The sequence below is a fragment of the Nonomuraea insulae genome (assembly GCF_042656245.1).
In genome coordinates this window covers 1-25,827 of the sequence record NZ_JBHSPA010000028.1, presented here as the reverse complement: position 1 = coordinate 25,827, position 25,827 = coordinate 1, and the positions used below count along the sequence as shown (strand labels likewise).

Genomic DNA, 25,827 nt, shown 5'->3' with positions numbered 1-25,827 from the left:
GGCACGCTGCCAGGGCGGGGTGTTGAGATCTGTTAGGCGTTGAGGGGCTCGCCGGTCTCGAGCAGGGTCTTCAGGCCGCTCAGTACGCGCATCCAGCCGGGGCCGGCCACTTGCGCGGCGGTCTTGGGGGCGGCTTCGAGCCGGTCGTGCACGACGGTGAGCAGGCATACGCCGTTGTCGGCGGGCTCGATCTGCCAGGACACTCGACTGGCCGGTTCCGCTGCCAGGTCGGGGTTGTACAGGCCGCGGTAGCCGACGACGAGCCGGTGGGGCGGGTCGGCGTCCAGGACGGTCTCGTCGCCCCAGAGGGTGGATCGATCCGGTGCGTGGTAGCGAAACGGTGAGCCGATGTCGCCGGTGGTCTCGACCAGGGCGCCGAACAGGTATCCGGCGCTGTATTCGGGTTTGGTGACGGCGTCCCAGATCTGCTGCGGGGTGGCCCGGATGAAGAGGTGGTAGGTCTGCGTGGCGGGTGCGGCAGTCGTGGTCACGGTGGTGCTCCTTCGGATGTTGTCGTGGCTCAGCCGGCAGGCTGGATGAGGAAAGCCGGGCGGCGGTGCGCCTCGCTGGCGAGGAGCTGAGCCAGGTCGCCGTCACCGGCATCGAAGGCGTCTCGGACGAAGGGCACCAGGCCGAAACTCCGGCGGTAGGCGCGCAGGACCTCGGGTTTGTGGTCGTCATCTACTTTGACGAGCCGTACTGGGCGGAATCGGCGTCCTAGGCCGAGTTCGGCTCAGGCGTCGGCGCGGAGGTTGTGGACCCAGTGGGTGTCCCTGGAGGGGGAGACGAGCCAGTGGTGGCTGTGATGGCGCAGCATGGCGATCGGGACGGTGCGGGGTGGTCCGCTCTGTCTGCCGCGGGTGCGCAGCAGTACCAGCGGTCCTATGGGGATGCCCCAGGTGAGGAGCAGGTTCGGGATGCAGCTGAGGTGGATCATCCGGGCGAGAGGCTGGAGGTGGTCACGGTTGGGCCTGAGTCCTGGCGGGGCCGCGGTCGGCGAGGTTGCGGGCGGCCCGGCCGAGCATGCGGCCGTTCATTCGTACGGCTTGGGCGCGCGGCATGAGCCGGGTCATCACCCGCATCAGCCTGCCCGGGATGTGCGTGGTCCGCCCTTTGAGGAAGGCCTTCATGAACTCGGCGACGGCCCGGTCGGCCGGTTGCGGGCGGATGGGCAGGGCCGAGCGGTCCAGGCCGAAGGCGTCGATGATCGGGGTGTCGACGTTGCCGGGCAGCATCACCGTGACGGTCACACCGGCGGGCGCGAGTTCGTGGTGCAGGGCTTCGCCCAGGTTGAGCACGTAGGCCTTGGCGGCGCTCTCGTGTGCCATGTTCGGCAGTCCCTGCAGGGCGCCGTGCGCGGAGACCAGCACGATGCCGCCGCGGCGTTGGGCATGGCGATGGGCGTGGCCGCGGGCCACCAGCCGGGGTGCGAGGGCGTGGACCAGGTCCAGGTGGGTGACGGCGTTGAGGGTGAGACGCTCGTGCAGGTCGGGCAGTGATTGATCGAGCAGCCGCCCGGGGCGGCCGGCTCCGGCGTTGGAGACGAGCAGCCCGACGTCGAGGTCTTCGCTCGCCTTCACGATGGCCGAGGCTCCGGCTGGTTGGCTGAGGTCCACGGTGACCACCCGGTGCGCGATGCCGTGGCGGCGGGACAGCGTCTCGCCCAGTGCGTGGAGCTTGTCGGTGGAACGAGCGGCCAGGACCAGATCCAGACCGGCTGCGGCGAGGTGTTCGGCGAAGGCTTTGCCGATGCCCGAGGAGGCTCCGGTGATCACTGCCCACGGCCCATAGGATAAGATTTCAACCATGATTTAGACTGTAATCTAGACATTGGTATAAACACAAGAACGGTAGGCTTTCTCGACGTGAAGAACCCGCCCGCGGATTTGGCCCAACGCCTGCTCGATGTCAGCGAACACGTGCTGCACACCGACCCGCCGCCCCGGCTGGAGGACGTCGCACAGCTGGTGGGGGCCTCGCGGGCAACGTTGTACTACTACTTCTCCGGTCGCGAAGACCTGCTGGCCTTCCTGCTCACCACGCACGCCAAGCGGGGAGCCCAGGCGGTGCAGGCCGTGACGAAGCCCGGCGACCCGCCCGAGTCGCGGCTACGCGCCATGGTGTCTGCGCTGGCGGAGTATCTCGGCCAGCACCCCGGAACCTGCGCCGGCCTGCTCGGCGCCCTGGGCGCCAGCGGCCGGATGAGCGAGGTCCTCGCAGCCAACGACACCTGGATCGCCGACCCGCTCCGCGATCTGCTCGCCGAAGGCAGCAAGACCGGTACCTTCGCCATCGACAACCTTGCCGATGCCGCCAATACGGTGCTCGGCGGTCTTCTCCTGGGAGTCTTGGGCCGGTCGATGGCCGGAACCGACGCCACCGACCCTGCCTTCCGCCGCCAACTCACCGAACAGACCGTCCGTGGCATCCTCACCCGCTGATCCGAGTCAAGCCTCCGTCCGCGCTGAGAGGTGATTGCGGCGGGGGTGATTGGCTTTGCCAACACCCCCTTGGAAGGGACCTGGAAGCAGGGATGCTGGGATTGGACGTTATCGGGGTCGAGGACCCTGCGCCCGGCATTCCCAGCGCGATCATCTCCGTGCATCACCGGTCCAAGTGCCTTATTGACGACCGCCTGGCCGCTGAGGGTCACGTTGGTGGTTCGGTCTCCTCGTGAGTGATGGGCAAGTGGATGAGGAAGGGGGAACGGCCGCGGAAGCCGCGGTGGAAGCGGCCGGGTGGTCCTGTGCCGAGGAATTCGCCCAGCCACGCCTGGTGTTCGATCTTCTCGTTGCGGATCGCCTGGGCCAGGAGATGAGTGCGTTGATCTCTGCCTTCGGTGAGGTCGCACAAGCCGTCATAAGGGTGGACGGCTCGTCGTATGTCTTCGATGAGCGTCGTCACCGGATCCTGCGCGCCGGCGGCGCTATCCTCCGGCTGTGCATGCCTGCCTTCCAGGAACCGCCGGATGTCGTCGGGGAGTCGTCCGTCCAGTTCGTAGATGCGGCTGACGAGCGCGTCGAAATGGCGGCGGTCCTCATCGCGGATGTCTTTGAGGATCTGGCGCAGTTCCTTATCGGCGAAACCGAGCGGATGTGCGGTCAGGATCGTGTAGCGGTAGACGGTGCTCAGCTCCACTGCGGCGGCGGAAGTGAGCCGGTCGATCAGGATGTTCACATCGACGCCCGCTCGCTCGACGACTTCGCGCGCGCTGATCATGTCGGCTCCAGGCGGTCAGGTTGCGGCGGGTTCCAGCGGGGCGCGTTCCTTGGGATTGAGCGCGAGGAAGGCCACCCCGGCCAGGGCACCGCCCGCCAGGTCGGCCAGAAGCCAGATCCAGATCTTGGACCAGGCGAACAACCCCATCCAGGCGGCGCCGACGGCGACCGCCGGGTTGAAGGCCCCGCCGGAGATACCGCCGACCGCGAACGCGCCGGCGGCCACGGTGAACCCGATGGCCAGGCCGTAGAAGCTGTTGCCCGGATGGTCCCTGCTGGTGGCCGCGTTCAGCACCACGTACGCAAGGGCGAACGTGAACAGCGCCTCGGCCAGCAGCGCGACCCCCAGCTCCCGCCCCGAGGGCGACAGCGCCGGCACGCTGCCGGGATTGACGATGTAGGAAGCGGTAAGCGCGGCCAGAACGCCGCCGGCCAGCTGGGCGACCCAGTACGGGACGGCATCCGCCAGGCTGATCCCGCCGCGCAGCAGCACGGCCAAGGTCACGGCGGGGTTGTAGTGGGCACCGGAGACATGTCCTCCGGCGTACACCATGACCATCAGGATCGCTCCGATGGCCACGGGCGCCAGGGGCGTCTTCGTCAAGACCGTGGCGCCGACCGTGAGGACGAGGAAGAAGGTTCCGATGAACTCCGTGATGTAGCGGCGCATGGATTTGTCCTCTCCGCTTCTGGACCGAGACCGATCACGCTCCGCGGTAGCGCATCCAGATCGTGCCATGAGCCTCGGCCTCAGGAGATTGCGGGCTTCTTACGGACGCTTACGGCTCCTTACGGCCCGCCAACTGGGAATGAGGGCCCTTGCATCATGGCCCGGGATCTGCCGAAGACGCGCCCGTTGAATCACTTCCATCCCCTGCAGGGCCCATTGGCACCGAGGACGGCGGCATGAACGTCCGGGCAAGGCGGCTGTGGCTGTCAATGTTGAGGTGCAGGGACATTCCGAACCAGTCGTCTATTACGGCTGGTACGAGCTACGCGTCTTCGCCGGAGCCGACGACCCGATCGTGAGCACCGCGACAGCCGCGCAAGCCACCATCGCCGGCTGGCTGGCAGGACTTGGCACCGGCTGGATCGTCGTCGCGTTCGCTTTGCTCGTCGTCGTCGGAGCGCTCGCGCTGCGCAAGCAGCGACAGCGCGATCGGACCCCTGAGTGAGTGATGCCGCAGGGCGGCACCAGGGATGTCCGCTGGACCGGCCCGTGAGGGCACGTTGAACCTGTTTCTGTCAGGTCAACGGCCATTGCCGCGTACGCACACGATGCCCTTGGAAGGCTCCGTTTTCCGGTGAGGAGAGACCCACGGGCCCGGAACGCCCGTGCGGGCGCCAGGCAAAGGTCGCTTGGAGTGCATCCTCTGCGCCCACTGAACCTGCTCACGATCTGAGACGCCACTACACAAAGATCGCCAGCGAGCGGTACTCGGCTCTGTCGCCGATCTTGTGACGCAGGCGCTCTGGGCAGTTGATCACATTCGGGGTGTCAGCCCGTTCCTCACATCCCACCAAGGGACACGGCGAAAGTACGGTTCGGCTCTCGAACTATCGGCCAGTACGGCTCCGGCCCATGTACTGATGTGCGGCGGTATCTCGGTCGCCACCATTGAGTTGTGAAGGCGATCGTCCAGACCAGTACCGCTCACCCGACGCCCCGACCGAGCCTCGCGCTACCCTTCTGGCCGCCTGCCCGGAGTCAAGTCGTTCCTGTTCCACAAGCCCGACGACGCCCTCATCCAGGCGATCAACCCGCGCGAGCGAGATCGAAGGAGACGACCCATGAACCCGCCCCCTCACCCCCCGCTGCCGATCCCCGCGCATCTCAGCGAGGCAGCCCGCCAATTCCTGACGCAGCCGCCGACGCAGGCGCCCGCTCTTCCCAAGCGGGACGACACCGACGGCTGGCTGCGCCTGATCGAGCAGACCAACGGCTACATCCGCACCTGGCTCGCAGACCACGCCCTTCCGGCTCCGGTCGCTGTCCAGGACACACACATCGCCGACATCCACACGTACGTCCTGCGCGCCGAGAGCGATCCCGCCACCGACGAGGGGCCGATCTACCTCGACATCCACGGCGGCGCCCTCCTCTATGGCGGCGGCGACCTGTGCGCTCACGCCGCCGGCGACGCGGCCCGGAGCACCGGGATGACCACGTGGAGCGTCGACTACCGGATGCCGCCGCTGCATCCTTACCCCGCCGCGCTCGACGACTGCCTGACCGTCTACCGGGCCCTGCTGAAGGTCTGCGACCCGGCCGACGTCTTCGTCGGCGGCGCCTCGGCCGGCGGCAACCTCGCCGCCGCACTGCTGGTGCGGGCCAAGGACGAAGGGCTCCCGATGCCGGCGGCGCTGGTGCTACGGACGCCGGAGGTCGACCTCACCGAGTCCGGCGACAGCTTCCACACCAACGCCGGCATCGACAACGTCCTGTCCAGCCTGCGGGAGGTGAACGAGCTCTACGCGGACGGGCACGACCTCTCCCACCCCTACCTGTCCCCGCTGTTCGCCGACCTGTCCGGCTTCCCGCCCACGTTCCTCCAGTCCGGCACCCGGGACCTGTACCTGTCCAACACCGTCCGCATGCACCGCAAGCTCCTGTCGGCCGGCGTCGAGGCCGAACTGCAGGTCTTCGAGGCCATGCCACACGGCGGCTTCGGCGGCACCAGCCCCGAGGACGCCGAACTCGCCGCCGCGGTGCGTCGCTTCCTCGATCGGCACCGGCGCCGACACTGAGCAGTCGCCAAGATTCAGTCTGGATCCCTTCAGCGCCTGCGGAGAGCACCACTCACAGCTTCAAGATCGACTCATGGCTGGTTCGCCGTCTTTCGGCTGAACCGGTCCAAGCCTTCAGCCCCTGGCCGGCGCCTGGCCAGGCATGACGCGCTGCAGCTACGATCCCGCATATTGGCCCTCGCAACCCTCACCATCACCAAGAGTGTTCGGCACTGTGCAGGCAGTGAGGTCGGCGGTGTGAGCAGCGCCTCTCCGGGGAAGATCCTGGTGCGGTCAGCGCACGATGGGGCTGGCTGTCAAAGGCGCAGCCCGAGGGGCGCCGCTGCCACGAGGCCGCCGTCGATGACGAGGTCCTGACCGGTGATGTACGACGCGTCGTCCGAGGCCAGGAAGGCGACGGCGGCGGCGACATCGTCCGGGTGGCCGAGCGAGCCGAGCGGCACCTCCGCCGTGATGCGGGTCTCCGCGTCGGGGTCGATGGCGGACCGGTACATCTCGGTCTCGATGTAGCCGGGGCTGACGGAGTTGACGCGGATGCCACGCGGCGCGAGGTCGGTGCCGAGCGTGCGGGCGAGATTGTGCACGGCAGCCTTGCTGGCGGCGTAGATCGAGGCCGCTGGGAGGCCGCGGTGCAGGGTCCAGGAGGCGTTGATGACGACGGCGCCTCCGTCGCCCATCAGCGGCAGCGCCTTTTGGATCGTGAAGAACACTCCCTTGAAGTTGATTCCGACGGTGTGGTCGAAGTCCTTCGGGGTGAACTCTGGCCTGAAGTCCGCAATTCCGGCATTGGCGAAGACCGCGTCGAGGGCGCCGCGCCAGGTCTCGATGCCTCGCACGAGGAGGTCGAGGTCGGCGTCAACGCTGACGTCCGCGCGGACGGGCAGGACCCGCTCGGAGCCCAGGCGTTCTGCCGCGGTGTCGAGGCGGGCCTGGTCGCGGCCGGTGATGACGACGTACGCGCCCTCGTCGAGGAGTCTGCGCGCGGTCGCGAAGCCGATGCCGCTGGTGCCGCCGGTGATCAGAACTGTTTTGTTCGTGAATCGCTTCATGCCGGCGATCCTCCAGCGGCGGGAGCTTACGCGGCAGTGTTGGCTGAACCTGGGTCTGACACCACCACCAAGCGCTCCAGCAGGGCCTCCGTTCCCGTCCCGGGTGCGGGGGTGTGCAGCGATAGGCGGTGGCCGGGCAGTTCGGGCAGCGGCAGGGTGGTGGCCTCGAAGGTCAGCGTCCCCAGGCCGGGAATCTCCAGGGCCTTGGTGCCGTGGGTGGGACCGCCCACGGGGAGTTCCGCCCAAATCTCGGCGAAGGCGGGGCTCGCGGCACACATGTCCGCGGCCAGGCGGCCGAATTCGGGATCGTCCGGGTAGCGGGCGGCGTCCGCCCGGAACAGGCCGACCATCGCTCGCGCCGCGTCGTGCCAGTCCACGACTGCCGCACGGTAGCGGGCGTTGGTGAAGAAGCTGACCAGGCAGTTGTGGTCGTACTCGTTGCACTGGAACACGATCTCCGCCGCGCGGTTGACCGCGAGGACGTTCCAGTGCCGGTCGATGATGTACGCGGGCCGCGGCAGCCAGCCCTCCAGCAGCCGCCGCACGGCATCGGGGACCCGGCCTTCGGACGGCGCCGCCTGCGGCGGATTGAGGCCGGCGAGGAGGTACAGGTGCTCGCGCTCGGCGGGCTCCAGGCGCAGCACCCTGGCGATGGCGTCCAGGACGTCGGCGGAGACGTTGATGTCGCGTCCCTGCTCGAGCCAGGTGTACCAGGACACTCCTACGCCGGCGAGCACCGCCACCTCCTCCCGCCGCAGCCCGGGCGTACGGCGGCCCTCTCCTGCCGGCATGCCCACGTCAGCGGGCCTCACCCGGGCTCGCCGCGAACGGAGGAATGCGCGCATCTCGGAACTGCGCCGCTGCCGCGCATCTGTGGAGAGCCGGGAAATGCCCATCAGGTCATGCTATGTCGTGACTAACAGACCTCGTCTGTACGGCGCGCCCACGCGTGTCGCTGCCCGGGGATGCTGCCGACCAGGCCGCCTCGTGCGCGAGCGCGCTGTGCCGCAGCATTTTCTGGATAGAGGTTTCTGGACGGTGTCGCGCCTGGTCGCCAAGGTGTCCGGAAAGGTATACGTTTCTGGACGGGCTCGGATGCTTACGGTCGCCATCCGTCCGCACGAGGTTGCCGGACTTGAGCCGGATGCACCCGGATTCCTGGGCGCTGACGCCGTCCGTCGCATTCTCAACTCGCTCAGCTACCTCGGGTCGGCTGGGCAAAGTCACCAACATCGAGGTCACGAATCGATGGTCTTCCAGAAGGCGCACTGGTGTTCTGCGCTGAGGTCGGTCTGGCCGACGGTGGTTGTTGCGAGTGATTGCGCCCGGCCGCCGTCCTGGAAGGGCATCCAGCGGGGTTGTCCGTTGCCGTTGGGGTTTCCGGTGGCGGCGAACCGGGTCCAGTAGCTGATCATGGTTCTGGTCGCCGCGCCGCCGTGATCGCTCATGTACGTGATAATGGACGATCATCACGTACATGAACATTGGCGGTCAGCCGTCAGCGGGCAGCGTCCCCTGGTCGCGGCATCGGCTGCTCGCCTCGGCCTCGCCATCTTCTCGAACAGCTCGGCGGCGCGGGCGTAGCCCTGCGGCCGAGCAATCCCAGGCACAACCCGGCGCCGGCCAGAGCGTTCGACCGGGTGAGTATCGCGATGTTGGGTTTCATCTCCGACCACGCCGGAGAGATCCACGCCTGGAACCGGGAGTACCGGTCCCGAACCCCTCATTTTCGAGATCCAGACCGCCGGCGACCCGGCGCGAAACGAGCCATTCGAGCACGCCGGAGGCCGTTTCGCCTTCGACGCGCCACACAACCGACTCGTCATCTCGTGGGTGTGAAATCGATCCCCACGCTTGGAGCGATCACGCCCGTGCCCGGCACCACAAGCATCCGGCATGTGTGTGAGAACCTTGAGGCACGGCACATTGAGCTGCAGTCCTACCCGTTCATTCCGTTGTTTCGTCAACGAGTTCTGTGATGGTCGCGACTTCGTCCTCGCTGAGGTTCACCGACGCGGCGGCGACGTTCTCTCGCAGGTGGGCGAGGCTCTTGGTTCCGGGAATCGGAAGCATGGTGGGGGAACAGTGCAGGAGCCATGCGATCGCCAGCTGCTGCGGGGTGACGCCGTGCGCGGCGGCGATGGGGGCAAGGATCGACGCCACGTGCTCCGCATTGCCGCCTCCGTCGCGAAGGCTTGCCGGATGCCAGGGTGAGAAGACCGCGCCGGCCTCCTCAGCCGCCGCGAGCAACTTGCCTCCCATGCGATTACCGACGTTGTAGAGAGCGGTGACCGCCGCGATGTCGGCGATGCCGCGCGCCGTTGCGAACTGTTCGGGTGTGACGTTGGAGAGGCCGATGTGCTGGATATAGCCCTCGTCCTGCATGGCCTTGAGCTCCCCGATCTGGTCTTCGAAGGGGGCGTCGGTGGCATGTCCGCTGTGGAGGTAGTAGAGCTGCACGCGATCGAGGCCGAGCCGCTGCAGGCTCATCATGAGCGATTGTCGGAGGTACTTGGGGTTTCCGACCCAGCCGAGGGTTGAGTACTCGTAACCGCCGCGCACGAACCCGCCTTTGGTCGCGATGATGAGCTCGTCCGGATACGGGTAGAGGGCCTCGCGGATCAGGAGCTCGTTCGTGTGTGGTCCGTAGACGTCAGCGGTGTCGATGAAGTTCACGCCCTGGTCCAGGAGAGAGCGCAGGAGCTGGACGCCGCCCTCGTGGTCCGGATACGGGCCCCACACCTGAGGGCCGGTGAGCTGCATGGCTCCATAGCCGATCTTGCTGACCTCGAGGTCGCCGCCGATGGTGATCGTGCCGGGCTTGTATGCCACAATGCGCTACTTCCTGTGATGAAATGGAGCCACTCCCCGATTATGCGGGGACATTCCCCAGTTTACTGGGGAGTCTATCCGTTTAAACCAGATTGGCTCTGTTCATGCGCGACTTGCTCGCTCAGCGGCGCCCGCATCGGGCGGACGCCGCACGCAACTTCGATGCCCTCGTCGCGGCTGCGCGTGACGCCTTCGCGGAGCTCGGTGCCGACGCGAGCATGGACGAGATCGCGCGACGAGCCGGCGTCGGCAACGCGACGTTGTATCGAAACTTCCCCACCCGTGACGCGCTCGTCGAGGTCGTGTACCTCTCGGAAGTTCAGGCCGTGTGCGAGTACGCCGAGGAGCTCGCGGGAGCGGACGATCCGTTCGGCGCCCTCGTCGCCTGGCTTCGACGGTTCGTCGAGCTCGCGAACACCAAGCGCGCGCTCATCGAAGGTCTGGCCTTCAACCCGAACGCCTATCCGGTGGCGCGCGACGCCCTCTACGCCGCCGGCGGCTCGCTCATCGCCCACGCTCACGAGGCAGGGCAGGTCGATCCAAGCCTCGATATCGACGACGTGATGCGATTCGCAATCGGCGTGAGCGTCGGCGTCTACCGTAATGACGACCAGCGCGAACGCGTCTTCCGAGCCGCGGTGAAGGGCATTGCGGGCTGAGCAGTCTTACCAGAATGATCAGCGGGTGAGGCGTCGCCAGCAGATTACGGCGGGCGCGCCCGAGAGTGAGCAGGTCAGGGCACCAGATACGTACTGTCGCGGGCGTCGGTGACGGCCATGTGGCCGGGGGCGTGGCCGATGGCGAACGGCGGTCGCGCCCGCATCACCGCGGCCTGGGGGATCACCCCGCAGGCCCAGAAAACCGGCAGCTCGCCGACGCGTACCTTCACCGCGTCGCCGAAGTCCGGCCGGAACCAGATCTGGTCCTCAAAGCCGTCCTTGCTGGCCGAATAGATGGCAAGGCCCCAGCGGTGAGCTGAGCCTCCGTAGCGCAACCGCATCAGCGGCAGCATCTCCCCGTCGGCCAGCTCCCCTTCCACGTAGCCGAAGGACGCGCGGTAGCGCACATGGACGGTGGTCAGCTGGGGCCAGGCGTCCTTGGCGTGAGCACGAAGCCGCTGGGCCAGGGATGCCTTGGTCGACTCGGGGAACGCGGGCGCTGTGATCAGGAGCATGCTTGGAGTTGGTGGTCCGCATCCCGCCGTTGTCCCACACGTCGCGCGCGGGGGAGAGCGGCCTCCATAACCGACGAGCAAGAACGGTACGCCCGGCTCGCCGAACCGCCGCTGCACGAGCGCAGTGGGACCCGCCGCTGGACGATGGACGCCGCCAAGCGACTGGTCGGCCACCAGGTCGAGCGCCCGGTCAGCGTGCAGGAGAAAGTCGAGCGCATCCGCGACCCTTACTTGGGTCCGCTCACTACTTGATGACCGCGTCCCGTGGTCCGCCGTAGACGGGGTTCTTGTTCAGCCGGTGCTCCGTCACGAGCAGACGGATCACTCCCTTGGCGTTCTCCTCCGCCTCCCAGACGACCCAATGGTTGCCGACGGGTTCCTCCTGTGTGCGGTCGATGCCGTAACCCCCGGGGTTTCCCGGCGGGATGGAGATGATCGCGAAGATGACCTTCTTGCCACGACTCCTTAGCTCGGGCAAAACCTCGCCGACGGTCTTCTCCTCCACCCGCAACCCCTCTAGCGAGCGGCCCTTGTCGGTCGCGATGCGGAACTCCGGCTCGATTCTCTTCGGCGTGGGGGCGGGCACAGGCTCGCAGGGCGCCACCGGGCCCTCCATCAGGTACGTGGTGGTCAGGCCGCCCTTGCCGCTGATGGTCCAGACGAATGTCTGACCGGGACCGAACAGCTCGGTGTTGATGCGCATCTGCCAGCCCTCCGACTCCCCGGGGATGTTCTCCGGCAGGCTGTACAGACCGCGGGGGATGTTCTCCACGAACTTTCCGCGCGGTTCCCGGCACATCATGCCCTTGGGGACGTAGTCAACCAGCGCGGGCACCTTCAACTCCTCCAGCCGCCTTTTCAGCCCGGCGGCGTCACTGAAGTCGCGGATCTGGATTGTCACCATCCCGTCCTCCAGGTTGACGGCGTACGAGCTGGGCACGCCGTCCTGCAGCACGATCGGGACCGCCACGAGGCCCGCGGCGAGCGCGACCGCGCTCGCCAGCCCGAACGCCAGCCGCTTGGGCGCGTACCGGCGGGAGGTCCGCCGCACCGTGCCGGGCTCCTGCGCGATGATCGCGGCCAGCAGCGCGCGCGCCGCCGCGCTGGATGGCTCACCGCCCTGGCCGCCGGGTTCGACCCGGGCCAGCGGCTTGATCGCCTCGATCTCGTCGATGTCTTTCACAGCATTTCTCCCTGCGGTTTCTCCGCCAAGACCAGCCGGCTCTCTGCAGTGACCTGCACGCCCGCCTCGGCGAGCGCGCCGGACAGACGCCGGCGGGCGCGGTGCAGCCTGATGCGTACAGCGTTGCGGGACAGCCCCAGCGCCTTGGCGATCTCCTCGCGCTCCAAGCCCTCCCAGGCGACCAGGGACAGCAGCTCCCGGTCGTCGTCAGGCAGGCTTCTGAATGCCCGGCCGATCGCGTCCAGCTCGACTTCGGTGTCCGGGGAATGCCCGTACAGGTCGGCCAGCTCGGCGTCGAGCTCTGCGGTGCGCGCCCGGCGGCGGTTGTCGCCCCGGAAATGGTTGGCCAGAACCTTGCGCGCCACGCCGTACAGCCAGGGTGTGGCTTCGACGCCCTCCGGCAGCTCGTCCACCCGGCGCCAGGCGACGGTGAAGGTTTCCGCCACCACGTCGGCGGCGTCCTGGGGGGAGTCGCAGCGGCGCGCGGCGTAGGCAGTGATTTGGCCGTAGGCCCGGTTGTAGGCGGCCTCAAATTTGGCCAACCGCTCATCGTCCACGGGCGGTTTCCATGGCGAATCTCCTCATCGGCTGATCTACACGGACACCTATGCCTATGTGCGCGCAACGCCCATCATTTCCGCCGGGCCACATCTAGAGGCTCGAGCACCACCCTGGGCGAAATGCCTTCGACACGGTCTGGTTCCAAGGAGATCCTGTCGCGGCAGCGCAGTTCTCCGCCGCCACTCCGACGAGGCTCCCAAAAGATCATTCAGGGGTATGAAAACACCTTCTTAGCTTGTTCTTTATCCTCCGGATTGTTGTAGAGCTGCGAGGGTGCGGCCCCGTTTGACGGTCTTGCCCACGTCGTAGCGGGGCGCGGGTCGGCGATTGGGGATCCCTGGTGGACGTCCTGGGCCGGGTCGAGAGGGTTTGGGTGCACCGGCCGGCTGAGCGGGAGGCTGTCGCAGAGGTGCCGATCTTCACCTGTCAAGGTGATCTTTGACGGTCGGGGATTCGTTTCTTGATCGTCATTATGATCACGTCAGTCACGGTGATCACACGGGCGTCGTGCATGCGTGACGTTCAACTTCATCCCCTGCGCCGCGGAGCGTGCGTTGGTGTTTCCGCCGAAGATCCGGGACTGGCTGCCGCCGAAGCATCTGTGCTGGAAGATCCAGGCGGTGGTGGAGGAGCTGGACTTGTCGGGGTTCCTGGCCGGTTACCGTGCCGATGGAAAAGCAGGCGCGGCCTATCACCCCGCGGTGCTGCTTGGGTTGGTGCTGTACTGCTACAGCAAGGGAATCCGCTCGTCGCGCAAGATCGAGGCGGCAGCCATCTCCGAGGAGACGACGTTCTGGCCGGCCAGCAGGGTGCCGCCCACGTCCACCCGGGCCCAGCCTTGGGCGTAGTAGGTGTCGGCGAGGGCGGCGGCGGGTGCGAAGACGGCGACGGCTGCGAGTGCCGCTGCGATGCGGACGACCATCCTGGTGTTGATCATTGTCTTCCTCTTCTTTCTACAGGCTCTTGGTGAGGTGCTGACTGGTGGTGCCTGTCACGGGATGAAGAGGAAGAAGGAGCCGTTGACGTTGGTGCTCGGCCCTGTGCCCACGACGACACGAACGGTGTTGTCTGCGTTGCCGCAGTTGACGCTGGGCCTGAGGAAGGCGCTGGCGTGGCTGCGGGGGGATTCGGTGGCAGTTCTGGAACAAGAGTTGTGGAACGACTTCCGGAACGAACTGTGTCCCCGTGTGTCCGTTTCGACGTGGTCGCCGGGACCGGCCGGGCCAGGTGTTCCGCGGAGCGCACCGTGTGTACGCGGTCGGCCCCGCCGGGAGCGCGGGGCCGGTGCGTCGCCTGGATACCCGATCCGCAATCCGGCCGAGCAGTTGCGGGAACATGCCGACGCCGATGCGAAACGCCTGGAGTTCGAGCAGGCTGGCTCCGGCTGTACCCGTTGGCGGGTCAGTGCGCGAGCACGTCCGCGAAGCCGAACGTCGCGACCAGCGCCGGATCGTGGAACTTGATCACGCGGGAGACGCCGGTGGCGGTGGGGGCCAGCACCACGGCGCCGTCGGCTCGGAGCGCGCCGTCCGCATCCCGGTGGTACACGACGGCGGCGGGTTGGCCGTTGGCGGTGGTCGCGATCAGCCGCCAGTCGCCTGGTGTGCCCAGCACATACGTGTCGAGCATGTGGATGCACATCGCCCGGCCCGCCTGCCATTCGCGGAATGGCGTCGCCTCCAGCGTGGCATCCGCGCGCAGCACCTGTTCCAGCAGGCCGGCATCGGAGCGCTCGAAGGCCGCGATGTAGCCGTTGAGCAGCGCGCGTGCCCGTTGGTCGGTCGGTTCGAGCAGTTCCTCGGGCTCCGGCTTCAATTCGTCCAGCCGGGCGCGGGCGCGCTGCAGACCGCTCTTGACCGCTGCCGTGGTGGTGTCGAGGATCTCCGCGGTCTCGGCCGCCGAGAACGCCAGCACCTCGCGCAGGATGAGGATCGCACGCTGGCGGGCGGGCAGGTGCTGCAGGCCGGCGATGAGCGCCAGCCGCAGCGACTCGCGTTCGACCACCACCGCAGCCGGATCGTCGGCGGGCGGGGCGATCCACGCGTCCGGCAGCGGTTCCAGCCACGAGACCTCACCCGGCGCAACGGTACTCGGCGGGCGATCGGGTCCGTCGTAGGAGCCTGTCAGACCCGAGGGCAGCACCCGGATCGGGCGCGGTTTCAACGCCGTCAGGCAGACGTTGGTAGCGATCTTGTAGAGCCAGGACCGAATCGACGCCCGGCCCTCGAATCCGGGGTAGGACCGCCACGCCCGCAGATAGCTCTCCTGCACCAAGTCCTCGGCGTCGTGCGCCGAGCCGACCATGCGGTAGCAGTGCGCCAGCAGCTCCCGGCGGAACCGCTCAGTCTCGGCCGTGAACCGGTCTTGATTCGGTGCCGCCCGCAGATGCGATGTCACGCCGCGAGCCTAGTGCTGCAACACGTCCGGGCGTGGTCCACGTGCCGACAACACCAGGCTCCGCCACCATCGACGACGCGGGCACCCTCTCGGAGAGGCGGCATCTGCGATCAGACCTCGTCGAGCTGCAGGATCATGCCGCGGAAGGTCGCGTAGCGGGCCAGGTTCGCCACGGCGTCCTCGGCGGTGCGCCGGCCGATCTCGGACCCGAGCGCGGCTTTCAGCGCAGCCATGTCGTCCCAGTCCAGCATCACGACCATGTAGCACGGCTCGCCGATCACGGCTGCCGGCTCATGACTGCGCGTGTAACGACGCAGGCCCGGATACTGTTTCGCCAACGGGATGTGGACATCGTGGTAGTGACGTTCGAACGCGTCGACGTCGGAGGGGGTGTCGTACATCACGACGAATCGCGCCATCTGCCTGGCGGCCGAGTCCACGGTTGCGGTCATCTGTTTCGACTCCTGTCATGGGAACCTCCGGTGTGCGGCGTCACCGGCTCGGTACAAGGGGGTTTCCTCAGGGAAGCAGGGCGAGTTTGCCGACGGTGGCCCTGGCTTCCAGCTCCGTCAGCGCTTTCGGGCCGTCGGCCAGCTCGTACACGGTGGGCAGGATGGGGGCGAGCACGCCGGCCGCGATCAGCGCGGACAGCTCACCCATGAGCTCGCCGAAGATCTGCGGCGCGGCCTGGATCAGCACGCCGATATTGAGGCCGATGACGTGGACCTGGTGCTTGTACACCAGCTCCCAGTTGGTGATCGGGGCTTCGCCGCCTGCCACACCGTAGACGACGACCCGGCCGGTGACCCGCTTGGCCGCGGCCAGGCTGGCGGCGAAGGTGGCGCCGCCAGCCGACTCCAGAACCACATCGACGCCGGAACCGCCGGTCAGCTCCGCCACTTCGGCGGCGAGGTCGCCACCGAGAGAGTCCAGGACGTGGTCGGCTCCCAGCGCCAGCACTGTCTCGTGCTTGCCCGGCGAGGCGGTGGCAATGACCGTCGCACCGTAGTGCTTGGCTATTCGCACCGCAGCCTGGCCGGTCCCGCCCGCCGCGGCGTGGATCAGCACAACGTGCCCGGTGCCGATGCCGCCCAGAGGCTTGAGCGCGGCCAGCGCGGTGGGCCAGTTCACGACCAGACCCAGCGCCTGCTGCTCCGTCCAGCCCGAAGGCACCGGCACCGCCGCAGCCGCGGGCAGGACCATGTACTCGGCGAAAGCGCCGTCTCCAACGCCGACGACACGGGCCCCCGGTTGCGGGCCGGTCACCGCCTCGCCCACCGCGATGACCTCACCGGCGGCCTCGAAACCCGCCAGGTACGGTGGCCGCGGGCCGTCTCCGAACGTGCCATGGGCCCTCGAGATGTCGGCGAAGTTGACCCCGGCGGCGCTGACGCGGATCAGGACCTCGCCCTGGCCGGGGCTCGGCACCGGCGCGTCGGTGATCAGGCGCATGTCCTGCGGACCGTTAAGGGAAGTCTGCTGCAGCGCGCGCATGGTCGCGGGAATCCTCATCGGCAATCAGCCTTTCTATCTCGGCGTACATGAGAGAGACCGACCGGCCCGTTGCGCGGGCCGCGCCTCCCCCCATGTAGACCCCGGCCACCACAAAAAGGAATCGGCCGCTCCCGAACCGCACGGAGTCAGCTTTCGCCGAGGGTGAGCCTGCTGTTCATGTTGGCCTTCGGGGAGGATCGGACCGGATTTTGGCGCTACGCGAGAAGGGCTTGCATTCGGTACCTAGGTACCGCAGCCAGGGCAGGGCATGTACGTGATAAAGATCTGTTATCACGTACATGAGCGATCATGGTGGCGCGGCGACCAGGAACACTCCTCGCTGGGGCGGTGCACGACTCCGGCACGTTATCCGGTACATCGCACCGGGCATCGCGCGGCGGCCGGCATGAGCGCCGCGCCGAAGGTAACCGCCCTGCGCGGCGGGCACATCACGCTCGCCGCGGCCGCCGACGCCTTCCTGGCCACCCCCCGCACCGCCAACCCCAACACCCACCGCGCCTACGCCTCGGCCATCGACCGCACCATCGAGCGACTCGGCCGCGACCGGCCGCTCGCCGACGTCACCGACGCCGAGATCGGCGCCGCGCTCACCGAGCTGTGGGGTACCAGCGCGCCGGCGGCCTGGAACCGCAACCGCGCCGCCGTCACCTCCTGGCTGGCCTGGTGCCGCACCAAGAAGCACTGGGCCGCGCCGTCGGTCCCGGCTGAGGCCGAACGCCGCAAGGAGAGCGCTGACGAGACCCGCGCGGTCGCCAAGACCACCATCCATCGGCTGCTGTCCCGCCGCGACATCCCGCTCCGGGAGAAGACCCTGTGGCGGACGCTGTACGAAACGGCCGCCCGGACCGCCGAGATCCTCGCGCTGAACGTCGAAGACCTCGACCTGGAGCACCGCCGCGCCCCCGTCCGCTCCAAGGGCGGCGCCACCGAGTGGGTGTACTGGGACAGCGGCACCGCCCATTTGCTACCCCGCCTCCTCCGGCTCCCCGACGGCAACACGCGCACGCACGGCCCGCTGTTCCTGTCCGAACGCCGCCCGGTCCCGGCCCGCCGCCCCGCGGCCGCCGACATCTGCCCGCACACCGGCCGCGCCCGCCTGGGCTACGACCACGCCCGCGTCCTGCTGGACAAGTACGCCGGGCTCGACCTGCACCAGCTGCGCCACAGCGCCGCCACCCACCTCGGCGAGGCCGAAGTACCGCTGCAGCTCATCATGGGCAAGACCCGCCACAAGAACCCCCGCACCGCCATGCGCTACGTCAAACCCGGTGCCGAAGCCATCGCCAAGGTCACCGAGGTCCTGGCACCCCGCCGCCGTACCCACTGATCAGGAACTTCTCCGAGTGGGAGGGGACGCTGCCCCTTTCTCTCGTACTTGGTCTGGCCCCGATCATGAACAGGCTGCTGACCGAGGCCCAGGCCGGGGAGCGCCGGCCGGGTTCGCGCGGACGTTCACCAGCAGTCTCGACACCACGGGCCTGTCCTGGAATCAGACGTTCTCCCTCGGGGTGCCGCTCGGCACCGAGGTGCTCTCCGTACTGCTGACGCTCGTGGCGGCTCGGCACCGCCATCTTCCGCGGCCTCACCGCCCCCTCCGCCCCCGTCGAACCAGCCGGCGGCCGGGACATCTCGGCCGCGCCCGATGCCGGCACTCCGCTGCCCTGGGGTGAGAGACCGGCGTCACCGAGGCGACGCCCCGCGCTTCACCCGACGGGGCCGTCAGATCGAGCGCGGCCCCGTGGTGCGAGACGCGGAAGAGGCCCTGCCCTCGCCAGCATCACGGGCTCGTGGTGCTCTTTCCCGCCCACGTCACCCGCTACTGTGCATGGCCGGACATCGCCTACCTGCCGGTCACCGATCTGGAGCCGCTGTCGTACGCGCTGGTGTGGCGCAGGGAGGCGGAGAGCGAGCCCATCCGGGCCCTGGCCGGGATCATCCGTGACCTGGGCCCTCTCCCGCCGGCCTCTCCCGGCTCTTGATGTCGTCCGTCACCCTCGGGTGGGATCTGATGCCAAGCGGGCCGGGTGTTGCCTGGCTGTACGCCAATTCGCGCTGTCCCCGACGGGCAGGTGAGTGGCGGCGTCGCAGTCGCAGGAGCCGACCCGGACAATTACGAGAGATCGAAGGGGGCGGGGAAGTAACCTTCCCAGATCTGGCGGGAGGCCTGTTCGGGGTAGGGCAGAGTCTTCGACTCGGTGTCCAGGACGCGGGTGAGGTGCCCGCCGGGCCGGTGGGCGGACCAGCCCGCGTCGCCGGTGGTGATGAAGCGGACCCATGCCTCCTGGAGTTCGCGGGAGAGCGCGACGGCCTCGGGAGTGGGCTCCTCGCCGATGAGCTGGGTGCCGGCGGGGCTGTCCAGCGTGCCGAACGCCAGGGGCACGTCGAGGCTGTGGCAGGCGCCCAGGATGCCGCCGAGGGCCGGGGCGGTCCAGCACAGTTCGAACAGGTACGAGGTGCCGCCGGCTGCGGCGTTCGCCTCGGCCAGCTTCTGTGACGGCATGCGGAAGAGGGCGTCGGAGTACACCGTCTCCACCAGCTCCTCCGGGCCTGCCTGCGGGAACGCGGCACGGTAGGCCCGCGCGCCGTGCGGCTGCGGGGCGAGCAGGTCCAGGGCTGCGTGGGCGTCCTGCTCGGTGAAGGTGCCCTGCCGTCCGCTCATGACGCTGAAGTACCGGAATTCGTCCCGGGTGTGGCCGACGAGCAGTTCGGTCCCGCTCGCGCGCGCGCCGGTCAGCGCGGGCCAGGGCGTTTCCGGCAGGACCTCGCCGTCGACGACGGGGCACAGCGCGGTGCCGGTCTCGGTGAGGCGTCCCCAGCTCTCCCGGTGCGCGTGGAGGCCGGCGTTGAAGGAGGTGAGCTCGGCGGCCAGGTGCCAGGGGTCGATGTCGCGCAGGGCCTCGGCGGTGGGGGCCGCCGCGCCGAGCCGGTCCGCGAACGCGGCGGTGACCTGCCGTGCCAGCGCGGGGGTGCTGTGCAGCCCCGGCACCGAATGGGCGATGGCCCGCCGGAACAGTCCGCGCGCCGGCGTCATCGTCAGCAGGGCGGCGACCGACCCTGCCCCGGCGGACACCCCGGCCACGGTGACCCGGCCGGGGTCGCCTCCGAAGGCGGCGATGTTGCGCTGCACCCACTCCAGCGCCGCGATCTGGTCGAGGAATCCGCGGTTGGGCGGCGCGTCGTCGAGGAACGCGAAACCCTCCGCGCCCACACGGCAGTTGATGGTCACCACGACGAGTCCCGCCTCGGCCAGCGCTGCCGGGTCGAACATCGGGTCGCTCGACGCCGCCGAGAGGTAGCCGCCCACGGGGATCCACACCAGCACCGGCAGTCCCGCCGCGCCGGGATCCGGAGTGCCGACGTTGAGCGTCAGCCAGTCGGTGCCCTGCGGGGGCACGTCGATCGGCAGGGACAGTGGCACCACGGGGCCGAACTCGACCGCCTGCCTCGTCCCCTCCCAGCGGTGCGGCGGCGCGGGCGCGGCGAAGCGGAGCGCTCCGACCGGGGGCTGGGCGTAGGGGATGCCGCGGAACATCGCGTGCCCCTGCCGCCGGCGCCCCTGCACCACGCCTTCCGTGGTCCGTACCTTCGGCTGTTCGGACATGACGATTCCTTCCCTTGAGTGGACCCCAGGATTATGGGTCAGGTGTATTATGTCAATCGTATTGGAACAGTACCGGGTACGAGGGAGAGGCCTGGCGATGCCGAAACAGGTGGATCACCGCGAACGCCGCGAAGCGATCGCCCGCGCACTGTGGCGGGTGGTGGAGCAGCGCGGCGTCACACAGCTGACGATGCGCGTGGTGGCGCAGGAGGCGGGCATGTCACTCGGGCAGCTGCAGCACTACTTCGCCTCCCGGACCGCCATGCTCTCCTTCGCCATGGACTTCGCGTCCGAGCAGACCTCGCTGCGCGTACACCAGGGGCTCGAAAAGCTCGGTGACCGTCCGCACCCCCGTGACGTGCTGCGACTGACGCTCGCCGAAATGCTCCCCCTGCATGCCGACGCCCGCGCGACCAGCCGGATGAGCGCCGCCTACGTCCTGGAGGCGCTGCACGACGAGGCCGTGCACGAGCAGGCGCGCCGCGGCCTCGTCCAAGGGCGGGCCCTCGTCGAGCAGCTGGTCCGCCAGGCGATCGCCGACGGGCACATCGACTCCGGCCGCGACCCGGCGACCGAGACCAACCTGCTCCTCGCCCTCACCGGCTTCACCTCCCTGATCGAACTCGACGTGATCGAGCCCCAGGACGCGCTCACCGCGATCGACGTGCATCTGGACCGGCTGTTCAGGAGTACGTGACCTGCCCCCGGACACGGGGGCGGGGGGACAAGATCAGCTCTAGTCCGGCCGCTCCCCGGCCTGGTGCCAGCTGACCGGCCACCTCTACCTCGGCACCGCGCCCGGCAAAGCAGCCGGGCCCTGGTCAGCGCGGGCACGTTCGGCTTCTCGATCGGCACCAGGCCCACGTTGCACGCCTCGGCCACGATCAGCGCGGCCAGACTGACCCCGAAGTCCTCCATCGACGGATCGGCACCGGAGATGTGAGTGAAGTCGGCCGGCAGACCGGTGCGGTCAAAGACCTCCAGCAGCAGCTCGGGAAAGTCCAGCCGGGGCAGCATGTCATCCAGCAGGGAACGCAGCTCCTTCATCAGCGACGGCTCCTCGGCCGCGCCGAGCTTCTCCAACTGCAGCCGGCCGCCAACGAACTGCACCGCGGTGTTGGCCCCGAGCCCGTCCAGCACCCGGGCATAAGCGCCCTCCAGCGCGCCGGCGAGCTCGGCCAGATGCCCGGCCGGTTCGACTTCCAACTCCAGCGAGGTGAGGATACGCGGCCGCGCCTGCTGCCACGCATCCCCGTCCAGCAGCCGGGCCCGCGGATCGCTCCACCGCTCCGACCCCTCGGCGAACACATCGCGCCGGCGCAACGCGCCGTGCAGGTGCATGACCGCGCACAGCATGAACGCGGCCTTGTCGATCTGCCCCTCCGGAACATCGGGGTTGCGGTAGACCAGCGGCCGCCACGACCCGGTTATCAGCGCCTCGTGCTCGGCGACGTCGCCAGGGCCGTAGCGGCGACGCCCCTTGGCCATCGCCGCGGCATGCGCACCATCGCCAGCACCGGTGCGCCGGCCTCCACCGCGCGGAAGCGAATCACCTCCAGCAGCAACTCGATGAAGCCCTGCACTGTGCGGTAGCGCTTGACCAGCTCGACCCGCCACTGCGCGGCCGCGTCATCATCAGTGACGGGCACGAACGCCGCAACCGTCTCCACCGCCGAGGCCAGCTTCTCCCGCGGCACCACCTCCTCGATCGCCTTCCACACCTCCACCAGCGACACCAGCCGATCCTCGGTCGCCTCCGGCGCCGACATCAGCACCTCCACCGCCGAGGCCATCGTGCGCGCCGCCTTACGCAGCTTCGGGAACGTGCGCAGCTGCTCGGCCTTGCCCGCCCGCTCAGCCCGGGCCAGCAAATTCGAGGTGATCAGCAAATCCCGCCACCATCACCCGGCCCGAGGCCCGCGTCGGCGCGGTACGCAACCGCTCCAGCTCCGACACCCGCCGATCAGCAGGAACCCGCAGCAGATCGGCCAGCCGCGCCCGCAATTCTGGGCCCGCGCGCTCGGCCAGCGTGCGATACAACCGCGCGTGCTCGGCCCGGCGAACCTCGCTGATCAGCCGGGTCAGGGCCGTGATCCCCGTGGGCAGCAGAATGCCCTCGCGCAGCATGTGCACCACGGCGCGGTCGAATAGCGCTCGCGGTCCCTCGATCGTCGACCACACCCGGGCGGCCAGGTAGTCGCGGACTTCCTGCTCGCGTTTGGAGAACTCCGAAAGCTCCAGCAGGTCCCGGATGTCCCAGGCGTGTTCGTAGGCGGTCTTCGGCCGGGTCAGGTACTCGATCGCGCACGCCGGGTCGATGCCGAGCTGCTCGGCGACGAACGCCAGCACCACCCCCGGCACATCCAGGGATCTTCGGCCAGGAAGGTGCCGAGCATTCGCACGGTGCCCCACTGCACCGCCCAACCCAGTTTGGTCGCCGGGCGGCGCTTACCCACCAGCGCCTCCAGCGCCCTGGCATCCAGCCGGAAGAACTGCTCGAGTTCGGCTACCGACACCTCGGGCCGGAACCGGCGATAGCGGGCTACTTGCTCATCTGAGAGGAAATCCACGGGCATGAGCAGGCACGCTAGAGCGCTCAACCAGGGCAAACAGCCCTCGTCACCGAATCGTCTTCAAGATCGTCTCTCTAGCGCCAAAATCCGGTCCGATCCTCCCCGAAGGCCCGACCTGCTGCCCGACCCGGGCCGCTCCATCAGCTCGATCGCGAAACTACTGGGCGTCTCCCCGGGCACTCTGTACAACCACATCCCGGACCTGCGCGAGCTGCGCGCCGGCGCCGTTCCCCGTCAGCTCGAAGCGCCGACGGAGCCGGCCAGCTCCAGCAAGATCAATCTCAGCGGCACTTTCCGTACCTCAACTACTCACACTCGTGGAAGGCCGTGGTCGTCTCAAGTGCGGCCCGCCCAGTCGTGACCTGGTTCACCGGCGCGGTCTCGTCGGCATAGCCGAAGGAGATGCCGACGAGCAGCTTTCCCGTGGTGACGCCGAGTTCGCCGCGAATGGTGTCGGCGTAGAAGCTCAGCAGCCCCTGAGGGCAGCTGTCCACGCCGTACGCGGTCATCGCCAGCAGCAGCGTCTGCATGTAGGCGCCGCCATCCGCGGCCAGCCGCGGCCCGCCGTCGCCGGTGACGAACAGGAACGCCACGTGCGGCGCCCCGTAGAAGCGCAGACTCTCGGCGTCGTAGGCCGCCCGCGCCGCGTGGTCGTCAAGACCGATGCCCAGCGCGCCGTAGAGCTCGGCGCCGAACTCCGCTCGCCGGGCCTGGTGCACTTGCGAGTACATGTCCTCCGAATACGGGAAGTCGACCGAGACGCGCCGCTCGGCGTGGGCCCTGGGCAGGGCGTCCGCCAGCCGGTCACGCACCGCGCCGCTGGCCACCTCCACCTGCCACGGCTGGGCGTTGGAATTGGACGGCGCGGCGCCGGCCAGGGAGAAGATCGCGCGCACCGTCTCCTCGGGTACGGCTTGCGGCCGGAACGCGCGCGTCGCACGACGTCCACGGATCAGCCTTTCGGCCTGGCTGCTCAGCTCGAAGGTCTCCGCCCGGTTCATGGAAACGCTCCTCAACAACGACTTAGGTAAACGGAAGCGTTTACCTCCTGCTGCGAAGCTACCACCACGCACGAAGTGAAGTAAACGCAGGCGTACACTTGGTCCATGCTGACGGCCACAACACCGCAACGGCAGGGGCGCGGCGGACGTGAGCGCATCCTGGCCGCCGCCGCCCGTTTGTTCGCGAACCAGGGGATCGGCGCGACCGGCATGGAGCAGATCGCGGACGAGGCTCCAGTGTCCAAACGCACGCTCTACGCGCACTTCCGGACCAAGAACGACCTGGCGATCGCCCACCTGCAAGACCTCATCTCATCGGGCAACACCCTGGAGAGCGTGCTGACCCGCGAGGACCTCTCCCCGCGGGAGCGGATCCTGCAGCTGTTCGACCTGCCCGTGGCGGACGCGGCCCCAGTGCGCGGGTGCCCGTTCATCGATGCCGCGGCGGAGTTCCCCGACCCCGGGAGCGTGGTCCACTCCTACGCTCGCGAGCAGAAACTGCGGATGGTGCAGCTGGTCACCGCGCTGCTGACGGAGCTTGGCTGCCGCGACCCCGCCGTACTCGCCGAGCAGCTGGTCACGCTCGCGGACGGGGCGGCCAGCCGCGCCATGGTGCTGGGCGAGGCCGGCTACGGCCGGCACGCACGGGCCGCCGCGGAGATCCTCCTCGCACACAGCCTGGCGGAACGGGCTGACGGGGGCGGGGAGGCTCGATGATGTGCGCGTCGTGAACGAGCCGCCTCACCCATGAGGCCAGCGCCGGCGCAAGTGTGACGACGCTGGCCATGAGCCCGGCAGGCGGGCGCGGAGCCGGCCGAGGACGGACGGCCCGCCGGCGAAGCACCAGAGCGCGATCACCGGGTCGCAGATGGCGCAGCCGAAGGAGGAGTGCTCGGCGAAGGGCAGGATCGGGGCATCCTTGAGGTCGTGGATGACGTCCCACACGGCTGTAACCTGCTGCTGAGCATCGAGGGAAGCGGCACCATCGACTGGAACACCGGCCCGGACAGCCAGTTCGACTTCGCGATCAACACCGACCCGCTCAACGGCACCATCACCGTGTCCGCCACCATCACCTCGGGCCCGCTGACCGGTGACAGCGGCATCGCTGTTCCCGTCCTCGCCCATCCGAACCTCGACTGTGCGCTCACCGGCCTGCGGGCCCTCACCTCCGAAGCAGCCGTAGTCACCTTCGGATGACGCCCAGGTAGCGCGGTCGCCGGGGACCGGCGACCGCCCCATCCCAGACCATCGCTTACATCCCGCGACAGAGTCCCCTCTGAGCAGCCGTTCACTCCGCAGGAGAGCGCAACGATCGCACGGCAGACCTGCGCGCACTGGTCGCCTTCAACACATGTACGGCCCGGGACAGAGCTTCGCTGCCCGCACGCATTTACGGGACGGCTCCGCACTACTGGCGGCCGCTTCGCGCTCCCCCCAGCTCAGACGATCACGCCCTTCCGGCGATCGTCCCGAAACCCGTTGTCTGTGCACGGTGGGTCAATCTTGTTCGTACTCGTGTGTGCGCGACGGCGACCCCCGACCCTCTTCGGGAGTGTCCGTTTGAGGACCCCTCAACGAGACACGCGGCGCCGCCGATCGGCGGGGACGCGACCTGCGGGAACGCTGTCTCAGATAGGTAGTCCGTGAAACTGTCCGGTGACGGGGGGCTAAACGGTACAAGCGGCCGGTGGGAGAACTGACCGCCTGGGAAGCGCCCGAAACCCTGGCCCTCCTGGCCTGAGACTGAGGGATCTGGGTCCCTCATCATCCGGCTAATGTTGCTCCGCATGACGCACACCGAGATCGAGATCACCGCGGAGTTGGTGCGGGATCTGCTGCGCGACCAGCACCCCGACCTGGCCGATTATTCGGTGAAGCTCGGCGCGCGGGGCTGGGACAACCAGCTCTGGCGGCTCGGCGACGACCTCGCCGTCCGGTTGCCCTGGGCGACGCAGGACGCGGACGCGCTGCT

Annotated in this window: 32 protein-coding genes and 4 pseudogenes; 13 read left to right on the top strand and 23 right to left on the bottom strand. The window is 68.5% G+C overall.

Annotated elements, in window-relative coordinates; genetic code table 11:
- Nucleotides 1–32: 32 nt before the first annotated feature.
- Entirely contained in the window at nt 33–491 is a 459-nt protein-coding gene (locus ACFPZ3_RS25520) for an SRPBCC family protein (RefSeq protein WP_379516749.1), read from the bottom strand.
- Nucleotides 492–556: 65 nt separating this feature from the next.
- Between ACFPZ3_RS25520 and ACFPZ3_RS25515 the strand changes: the two genes are divergently transcribed.
- Nucleotides 557–721 carry a hypothetical protein gene (locus tag ACFPZ3_RS25515; RefSeq protein WP_379516748.1) on the top strand — a complete coding sequence of 55 codons (165 nt, stop codon included), beginning with the start codon at nt 557–559 and terminating at the stop codon, nt 719–721.
- 12 nt (nt 722–733) lie between these two features.
- On the opposite strand, the gene ACFPZ3_RS25510 is transcribed toward ACFPZ3_RS25515, so the two are convergent.
- The gene (locus ACFPZ3_RS25510) at nt 734–937 is read right to left on the bottom strand and encodes a nitroreductase/quinone reductase family protein (RefSeq protein ID WP_379516747.1); all 204 of its coding nucleotides are present in this window, start codon (nt 935–937) and stop codon (nt 734–736) included.
- A gap of 22 nt (nt 938–959) precedes the next feature.
- A complete protein-coding gene (locus ACFPZ3_RS25505) occupies nt 960–1,808 on the bottom strand; it encodes an SDR family NAD(P)-dependent oxidoreductase (protein ID WP_379516746.1) in 849 nt (282 codons plus the stop codon).
- A 57-nt stretch (nt 1,809–1,865) separates the two neighbouring features.
- Here ACFPZ3_RS25505 and ACFPZ3_RS25500 point away from each other — a divergent pair, with 57 nt between their 5' ends.
- A complete protein-coding gene (locus tag ACFPZ3_RS25500; protein ID WP_379516745.1) occupies nt 1,866–2,441 on the top strand; it encodes a TetR/AcrR family transcriptional regulator in 576 nt (191 codons plus the stop codon).
- A gap of 208 nt (nt 2,442–2,649) precedes the next feature.
- Here the strand turns inward: ACFPZ3_RS25500 and ACFPZ3_RS25495 are convergent, their stop codons facing one another.
- Both ACFPZ3_RS25495 and ACFPZ3_RS25490 read right to left on the bottom strand, forming a co-directional pair.
- Nucleotides 2,650–3,219, bottom strand: coding sequence for a ferritin-like domain-containing protein (locus ACFPZ3_RS25495; protein ID WP_379516744.1), 570 nt, complete (start codon nt 3,217–3,219; stop codon nt 2,650–2,652).
- Between the two features lie 15 nt (nt 3,220–3,234).
- Nucleotides 3,235–3,888: an MIP/aquaporin family protein gene (locus tag ACFPZ3_RS25490; protein ID WP_379516743.1), complete on the bottom strand. Its 654-nt coding sequence runs from the start codon at nt 3,886–3,888 to the stop codon at nt 3,235–3,237.
- 259 nt (nt 3,889–4,147) lie between these two features.
- Between ACFPZ3_RS25490 and ACFPZ3_RS25485 the strand changes: the two genes are divergently transcribed.
- Nucleotides 4,148–4,393 carry a hypothetical protein gene (locus ACFPZ3_RS25485; RefSeq protein ID WP_379516742.1) on the top strand — a complete coding sequence of 82 codons (246 nt, stop codon included), beginning with the start codon at nt 4,148–4,150 and terminating at the stop codon, nt 4,391–4,393.
- Between the two features lie 616 nt (nt 4,394–5,009).
- Complete coding sequence (locus ACFPZ3_RS25480) at nt 5,010–5,966, top strand: alpha/beta hydrolase (RefSeq protein ID WP_379516741.1); 957 nt, start codon at nt 5,010–5,012, stop codon at nt 5,964–5,966.
- Nucleotides 5,967–6,262: 296 nt separating this feature from the next.
- On the opposite strand, the gene ACFPZ3_RS25475 is transcribed toward ACFPZ3_RS25480, so the two are convergent.
- The 4 genes from ACFPZ3_RS25475 to ACFPZ3_RS25460 all read right to left on the bottom strand — a co-directional run bounded on the left by ACFPZ3_RS25475 (nt 6,263) and on the right by ACFPZ3_RS25460 (nt 9,847).
- Nucleotides 6,263–7,015, bottom strand: coding sequence for an SDR family NAD(P)-dependent oxidoreductase (locus ACFPZ3_RS25475; protein ID WP_379516740.1), 753 nt, complete (start codon nt 7,013–7,015; stop codon nt 6,263–6,265).
- 26 nt (nt 7,016–7,041) lie between these two features.
- Nucleotides 7,042–7,827, bottom strand: a complete 786-nt coding sequence (locus ACFPZ3_RS25470) for a helix-turn-helix transcriptional regulator (protein WP_379516739.1) — start codon at nt 7,825–7,827, stop codon at nt 7,042–7,044.
- A gap of 426 nt (nt 7,828–8,253) precedes the next feature.
- Nucleotides 8,254–8,463 carry a carboxylesterase family protein gene (locus ACFPZ3_RS25465; protein ID WP_379516738.1) on the bottom strand — a complete coding sequence of 70 codons (210 nt, stop codon included), beginning with the start codon at nt 8,461–8,463 and terminating at the stop codon, nt 8,254–8,256.
- A gap of 499 nt (nt 8,464–8,962) precedes the next feature.
- Complete coding sequence (locus tag ACFPZ3_RS25460) at nt 8,963–9,847, bottom strand: aldo/keto reductase (protein WP_379516737.1); 885 nt, start codon at nt 9,845–9,847, stop codon at nt 8,963–8,965.
- Between the two features lie 104 nt (nt 9,848–9,951).
- On the opposite strand from ACFPZ3_RS25460, the gene ACFPZ3_RS25455 reads away from it, so the two are divergent.
- Nucleotides 9,952–10,506: a TetR/AcrR family transcriptional regulator gene (locus ACFPZ3_RS25455; RefSeq protein WP_379516736.1), complete on the top strand. Its 555-nt coding sequence runs from the start codon at nt 9,952–9,954 to the stop codon at nt 10,504–10,506.
- A 74-nt stretch (nt 10,507–10,580) separates the two neighbouring features.
- On the opposite strand, the pseudogene ACFPZ3_RS25450 reads toward ACFPZ3_RS25455, so the two are convergent.
- Nucleotides 10,581–10,757, bottom strand: a pseudogene (locus ACFPZ3_RS25450) (D-glutamate cyclase family protein); the annotation flags it as partial.
- A 156-nt stretch (nt 10,758–10,913) separates the two neighbouring features.
- Between ACFPZ3_RS25450 and ACFPZ3_RS25445 the strand changes: the two are divergent.
- On the top strand, nt 10,914–11,273 hold the full coding sequence (locus tag ACFPZ3_RS25445) for a DUF6192 family protein (protein WP_379516735.1): 360 nt from the start codon (nt 10,914–10,916) through the stop codon (nt 11,271–11,273).
- On the opposite strand, the gene ACFPZ3_RS25440 is transcribed toward ACFPZ3_RS25445, so the two are convergent.
- Together ACFPZ3_RS25440 and ACFPZ3_RS25435 are read right to left on the bottom strand one after the other, a co-directional pair.
- On the bottom strand, nt 11,266–12,204 hold the full coding sequence (locus ACFPZ3_RS25440) for a hypothetical protein (protein ID WP_379516734.1): 939 nt from the start codon (nt 12,202–12,204) through the stop codon (nt 11,266–11,268). The two genes, ACFPZ3_RS25445 and ACFPZ3_RS25440, sit on opposite strands and share 8 nt — an antisense overlap.
- Complete coding sequence (locus ACFPZ3_RS25435; protein ID WP_379516733.1) at nt 12,201–12,761, bottom strand: RNA polymerase sigma factor; 561 nt, start codon at nt 12,759–12,761, stop codon at nt 12,201–12,203. The genes ACFPZ3_RS25440 and ACFPZ3_RS25435 overlap by 4 nt, the downstream gene beginning before the upstream one ends.
- A gap of 519 nt (nt 12,762–13,280) precedes the next feature.
- On the opposite strand from ACFPZ3_RS25435, the pseudogene ACFPZ3_RS70320 reads away from it, so the two are divergent.
- Nucleotides 13,281–13,478: pseudogene (locus ACFPZ3_RS70320) on the top strand (IS5/IS1182 family transposase); the annotation flags it as partial.
- 14 nt (nt 13,479–13,492) lie between these two features.
- On the opposite strand, the gene ACFPZ3_RS25430 reads toward ACFPZ3_RS70320, so the two are convergent.
- The 4 genes from ACFPZ3_RS25430 to ACFPZ3_RS25415 form a co-directional block, all read right to left on the bottom strand.
- A complete protein-coding gene (locus ACFPZ3_RS25430) occupies nt 13,493–13,702 on the bottom strand; it encodes a hypothetical protein (protein ID WP_379516732.1) in 210 nt (69 codons plus the stop codon).
- A gap of 464 nt (nt 13,703–14,166) precedes the next feature.
- Nucleotides 14,167–15,162, bottom strand: coding sequence for an RNA polymerase subunit sigma-70 (locus ACFPZ3_RS25425; RefSeq protein WP_379516731.1), 996 nt, complete (start codon nt 15,160–15,162; stop codon nt 14,167–14,169).
- Between the two features lie 110 nt (nt 15,163–15,272).
- Nucleotides 15,273–15,614, bottom strand: coding sequence for an EthD family reductase (locus ACFPZ3_RS25420; RefSeq protein WP_379516730.1), 342 nt, complete (start codon nt 15,612–15,614; stop codon nt 15,273–15,275).
- Nucleotides 15,615–15,681: 67 nt separating this feature from the next.
- Complete coding sequence (locus ACFPZ3_RS25415; protein WP_379516729.1) at nt 15,682–16,674, bottom strand: zinc-binding dehydrogenase; 993 nt, start codon at nt 16,672–16,674, stop codon at nt 15,682–15,684.
- A 388-nt stretch (nt 16,675–17,062) separates the two neighbouring features.
- Here ACFPZ3_RS25415 and ACFPZ3_RS25410 point away from each other — a divergent pair, with 388 nt between their 5' ends.
- A complete protein-coding gene (locus ACFPZ3_RS25410; protein ID WP_379516728.1) occupies nt 17,063–18,004 on the top strand; it encodes a tyrosine-type recombinase/integrase in 942 nt (313 codons plus the stop codon).
- Between the two features lie 460 nt (nt 18,005–18,464).
- Complete coding sequence (locus ACFPZ3_RS25405) at nt 18,465–18,656, top strand: hypothetical protein (protein WP_379516727.1); 192 nt, start codon at nt 18,465–18,467, stop codon at nt 18,654–18,656.
- A 131-nt stretch (nt 18,657–18,787) separates the two neighbouring features.
- On the opposite strand, the gene ACFPZ3_RS25400 is transcribed toward ACFPZ3_RS25405, so the two are convergent.
- Entirely contained in the window at nt 18,788–20,278 is a 1,491-nt protein-coding gene (locus tag ACFPZ3_RS25400; RefSeq protein WP_379516726.1) for a carboxylesterase/lipase family protein, read from the bottom strand.
- 97 nt (nt 20,279–20,375) lie between these two features.
- Here ACFPZ3_RS25400 and ACFPZ3_RS25395 point away from each other — a divergent pair, with 97 nt between their 5' ends.
- A complete protein-coding gene (locus ACFPZ3_RS25395; protein WP_379516725.1) occupies nt 20,376–20,975 on the top strand; it encodes a TetR/AcrR family transcriptional regulator in 600 nt (199 codons plus the stop codon).
- A 119-nt stretch (nt 20,976–21,094) separates the two neighbouring features.
- Here the strand turns inward: ACFPZ3_RS25395 and ACFPZ3_RS25390 are convergent.
- From ACFPZ3_RS25390 to ACFPZ3_RS25370, 5 genes and pseudogenes are all read right to left on the bottom strand, one after another.
- Nucleotides 21,095–21,295 (bottom strand): annotated as a pseudogene (locus ACFPZ3_RS25390) (Tn3 family transposase); the annotation flags it as partial.
- A gap of 413 nt (nt 21,296–21,708) precedes the next feature.
- Entirely contained in the window at nt 21,709–22,167 is a 459-nt protein-coding gene (locus ACFPZ3_RS25385) for a hypothetical protein (protein WP_379516724.1), read from the bottom strand.
- Complete coding sequence (locus tag ACFPZ3_RS25380; RefSeq protein WP_379516723.1) at nt 22,133–22,639, bottom strand: DUF4158 domain-containing protein; 507 nt, start codon at nt 22,637–22,639, stop codon at nt 22,133–22,135. The genes ACFPZ3_RS25385 and ACFPZ3_RS25380 overlap by 35 nt, the downstream gene beginning before the upstream one ends.
- Nucleotides 22,567–22,854 carry a DUF4158 domain-containing protein gene (locus ACFPZ3_RS25375; protein WP_379516722.1) on the bottom strand — a complete coding sequence of 96 codons (288 nt, stop codon included), beginning with the start codon at nt 22,852–22,854 and terminating at the stop codon, nt 22,567–22,569. The genes ACFPZ3_RS25380 and ACFPZ3_RS25375 overlap by 73 nt, the downstream gene beginning before the upstream one ends.
- 302 nt (nt 22,855–23,156) lie before the next feature.
- The gene (locus ACFPZ3_RS25370) at nt 23,157–23,852 is read right to left on the bottom strand and encodes a nitroreductase (RefSeq protein WP_379516721.1); all 696 of its coding nucleotides are present in this window, start codon (nt 23,850–23,852) and stop codon (nt 23,157–23,159) included.
- Nucleotides 23,853–23,957: 105 nt separating this feature from the next.
- Between ACFPZ3_RS25370 and ACFPZ3_RS25365 the strand changes: the two genes are divergently transcribed.
- Nucleotides 23,958–24,569, top strand: coding sequence for a TetR/AcrR family transcriptional regulator (locus ACFPZ3_RS25365; protein ID WP_379516720.1), 612 nt, complete (start codon nt 23,958–23,960; stop codon nt 24,567–24,569).
- Nucleotides 24,570–24,593: 24 nt separating this feature from the next.
- Here the strand turns inward: ACFPZ3_RS25365 and ACFPZ3_RS25360 are convergent, their stop codons facing one another.
- Nucleotides 24,594–24,797 carry a DUF6010 family protein gene (locus ACFPZ3_RS25360; RefSeq protein ID WP_379516719.1) on the bottom strand — a complete coding sequence of 68 codons (204 nt, stop codon included), beginning with the start codon at nt 24,795–24,797 and terminating at the stop codon, nt 24,594–24,596.
- On the opposite strand from ACFPZ3_RS25360, the gene ACFPZ3_RS25355 reads away from it, so the two are divergent.
- Both ACFPZ3_RS25355 and ACFPZ3_RS25350 read left to right on the top strand, forming a co-directional pair.
- Nucleotides 24,780–25,052 (top strand): hypothetical protein, encoded by a 273-nt coding sequence (locus ACFPZ3_RS25355; protein WP_379516718.1) that lies wholly within the window; start codon nt 24,780–24,782, stop codon nt 25,050–25,052. The two genes, ACFPZ3_RS25360 and ACFPZ3_RS25355, sit on opposite strands and share 18 nt — an antisense overlap.
- Nucleotides 25,053–25,642: 590 nt before the next feature.
- Nucleotides 25,643–25,827: pseudogene (locus ACFPZ3_RS25350) on the top strand (aminoglycoside phosphotransferase); the annotation flags it as partial.

Coding starts and splice junctions, on each gene's coding strand:
- ACFPZ3_RS25510 (WP_379516747.1), bottom strand. CDS start 937: ATGATCCACCTCAGCTGCATCCCGAACCTGCTCCTCACCTGGGGCATC.
- ACFPZ3_RS25505 (WP_379516746.1), bottom strand. CDS start 1,808: ATGGTTGAAATCTTATCCTATGGGCCGTGGGCAGTGATCACCGGAGCC.
- ACFPZ3_RS25495 (WP_379516744.1), bottom strand. CDS start 3,219: ATGATCAGCGCGCGCGAAGTCGTCGAGCGAGCGGGCGTCGATGTGAAC.
- ACFPZ3_RS25490 (WP_379516743.1), bottom strand. CDS start 3,888: ATGCGCCGCTACATCACGGAGTTCATCGGAACCTTCTTCCTCGTCCTC.
- ACFPZ3_RS25480 (WP_379516741.1), top strand. CDS start 5,010: ATGAACCCGCCCCCTCACCCCCCGCTGCCGATCCCCGCGCATCTCAGC.
- ACFPZ3_RS25475 (WP_379516740.1), bottom strand. CDS start 7,015: ATGAAGCGATTCACGAACAAAACAGTTCTGATCACCGGCGGCACCAGC.
- ACFPZ3_RS25465 (WP_379516738.1), bottom strand. CDS start 8,463: ATGAGCGATCACGGCGGCGCGGCGACCAGAACCATGATCAGCTACTGG.
- ACFPZ3_RS25455 (WP_379516736.1), top strand. CDS start 9,952: ATGCGCGACTTGCTCGCTCAGCGGCGCCCGCATCGGGCGGACGCCGCA.
- ACFPZ3_RS25445 (WP_379516735.1), top strand. CDS start 10,914: ATGGACGGTGGTCAGCTGGGGCCAGGCGTCCTTGGCGTGAGCACGAAG.
- ACFPZ3_RS25430 (WP_379516732.1), bottom strand. CDS start 13,702: ATGATCAACACCAGGATGGTCGTCCGCATCGCAGCGGCACTCGCAGCC.
- ACFPZ3_RS25420 (WP_379516730.1), bottom strand. CDS start 15,614: ATGACCGCAACCGTGGACTCGGCCGCCAGGCAGATGGCGCGATTCGTC.
- ACFPZ3_RS25415 (WP_379516729.1), bottom strand. CDS start 16,674: ATGAGGATTCCCGCGACCATGCGCGCGCTGCAGCAGACTTCCCTTAAC.
- ACFPZ3_RS25410 (WP_379516728.1), top strand. CDS start 17,063: ATGAGCGCCGCGCCGAAGGTAACCGCCCTGCGCGGCGGGCACATCACG.
- ACFPZ3_RS25400 (WP_379516726.1), bottom strand. CDS start 20,278: ATGTCCGAACAGCCGAAGGTACGGACCACGGAAGGCGTGGTGCAGGGG.
- ACFPZ3_RS25395 (WP_379516725.1), top strand. CDS start 20,376: ATGCCGAAACAGGTGGATCACCGCGAACGCCGCGAAGCGATCGCCCGC.
- ACFPZ3_RS25375 (WP_379516722.1), bottom strand. CDS start 22,854: ATGCCCGTGGATTTCCTCTCAGATGAGCAAGTAGCCCGCTATCGCCGG.
- ACFPZ3_RS25370 (WP_379516721.1), bottom strand. CDS start 23,852: ATGAACCGGGCGGAGACCTTCGAGCTGAGCAGCCAGGCCGAAAGGCTG.
- ACFPZ3_RS25365 (WP_379516720.1), top strand. CDS start 23,958: ATGCTGACGGCCACAACACCGCAACGGCAGGGGCGCGGCGGACGTGAG.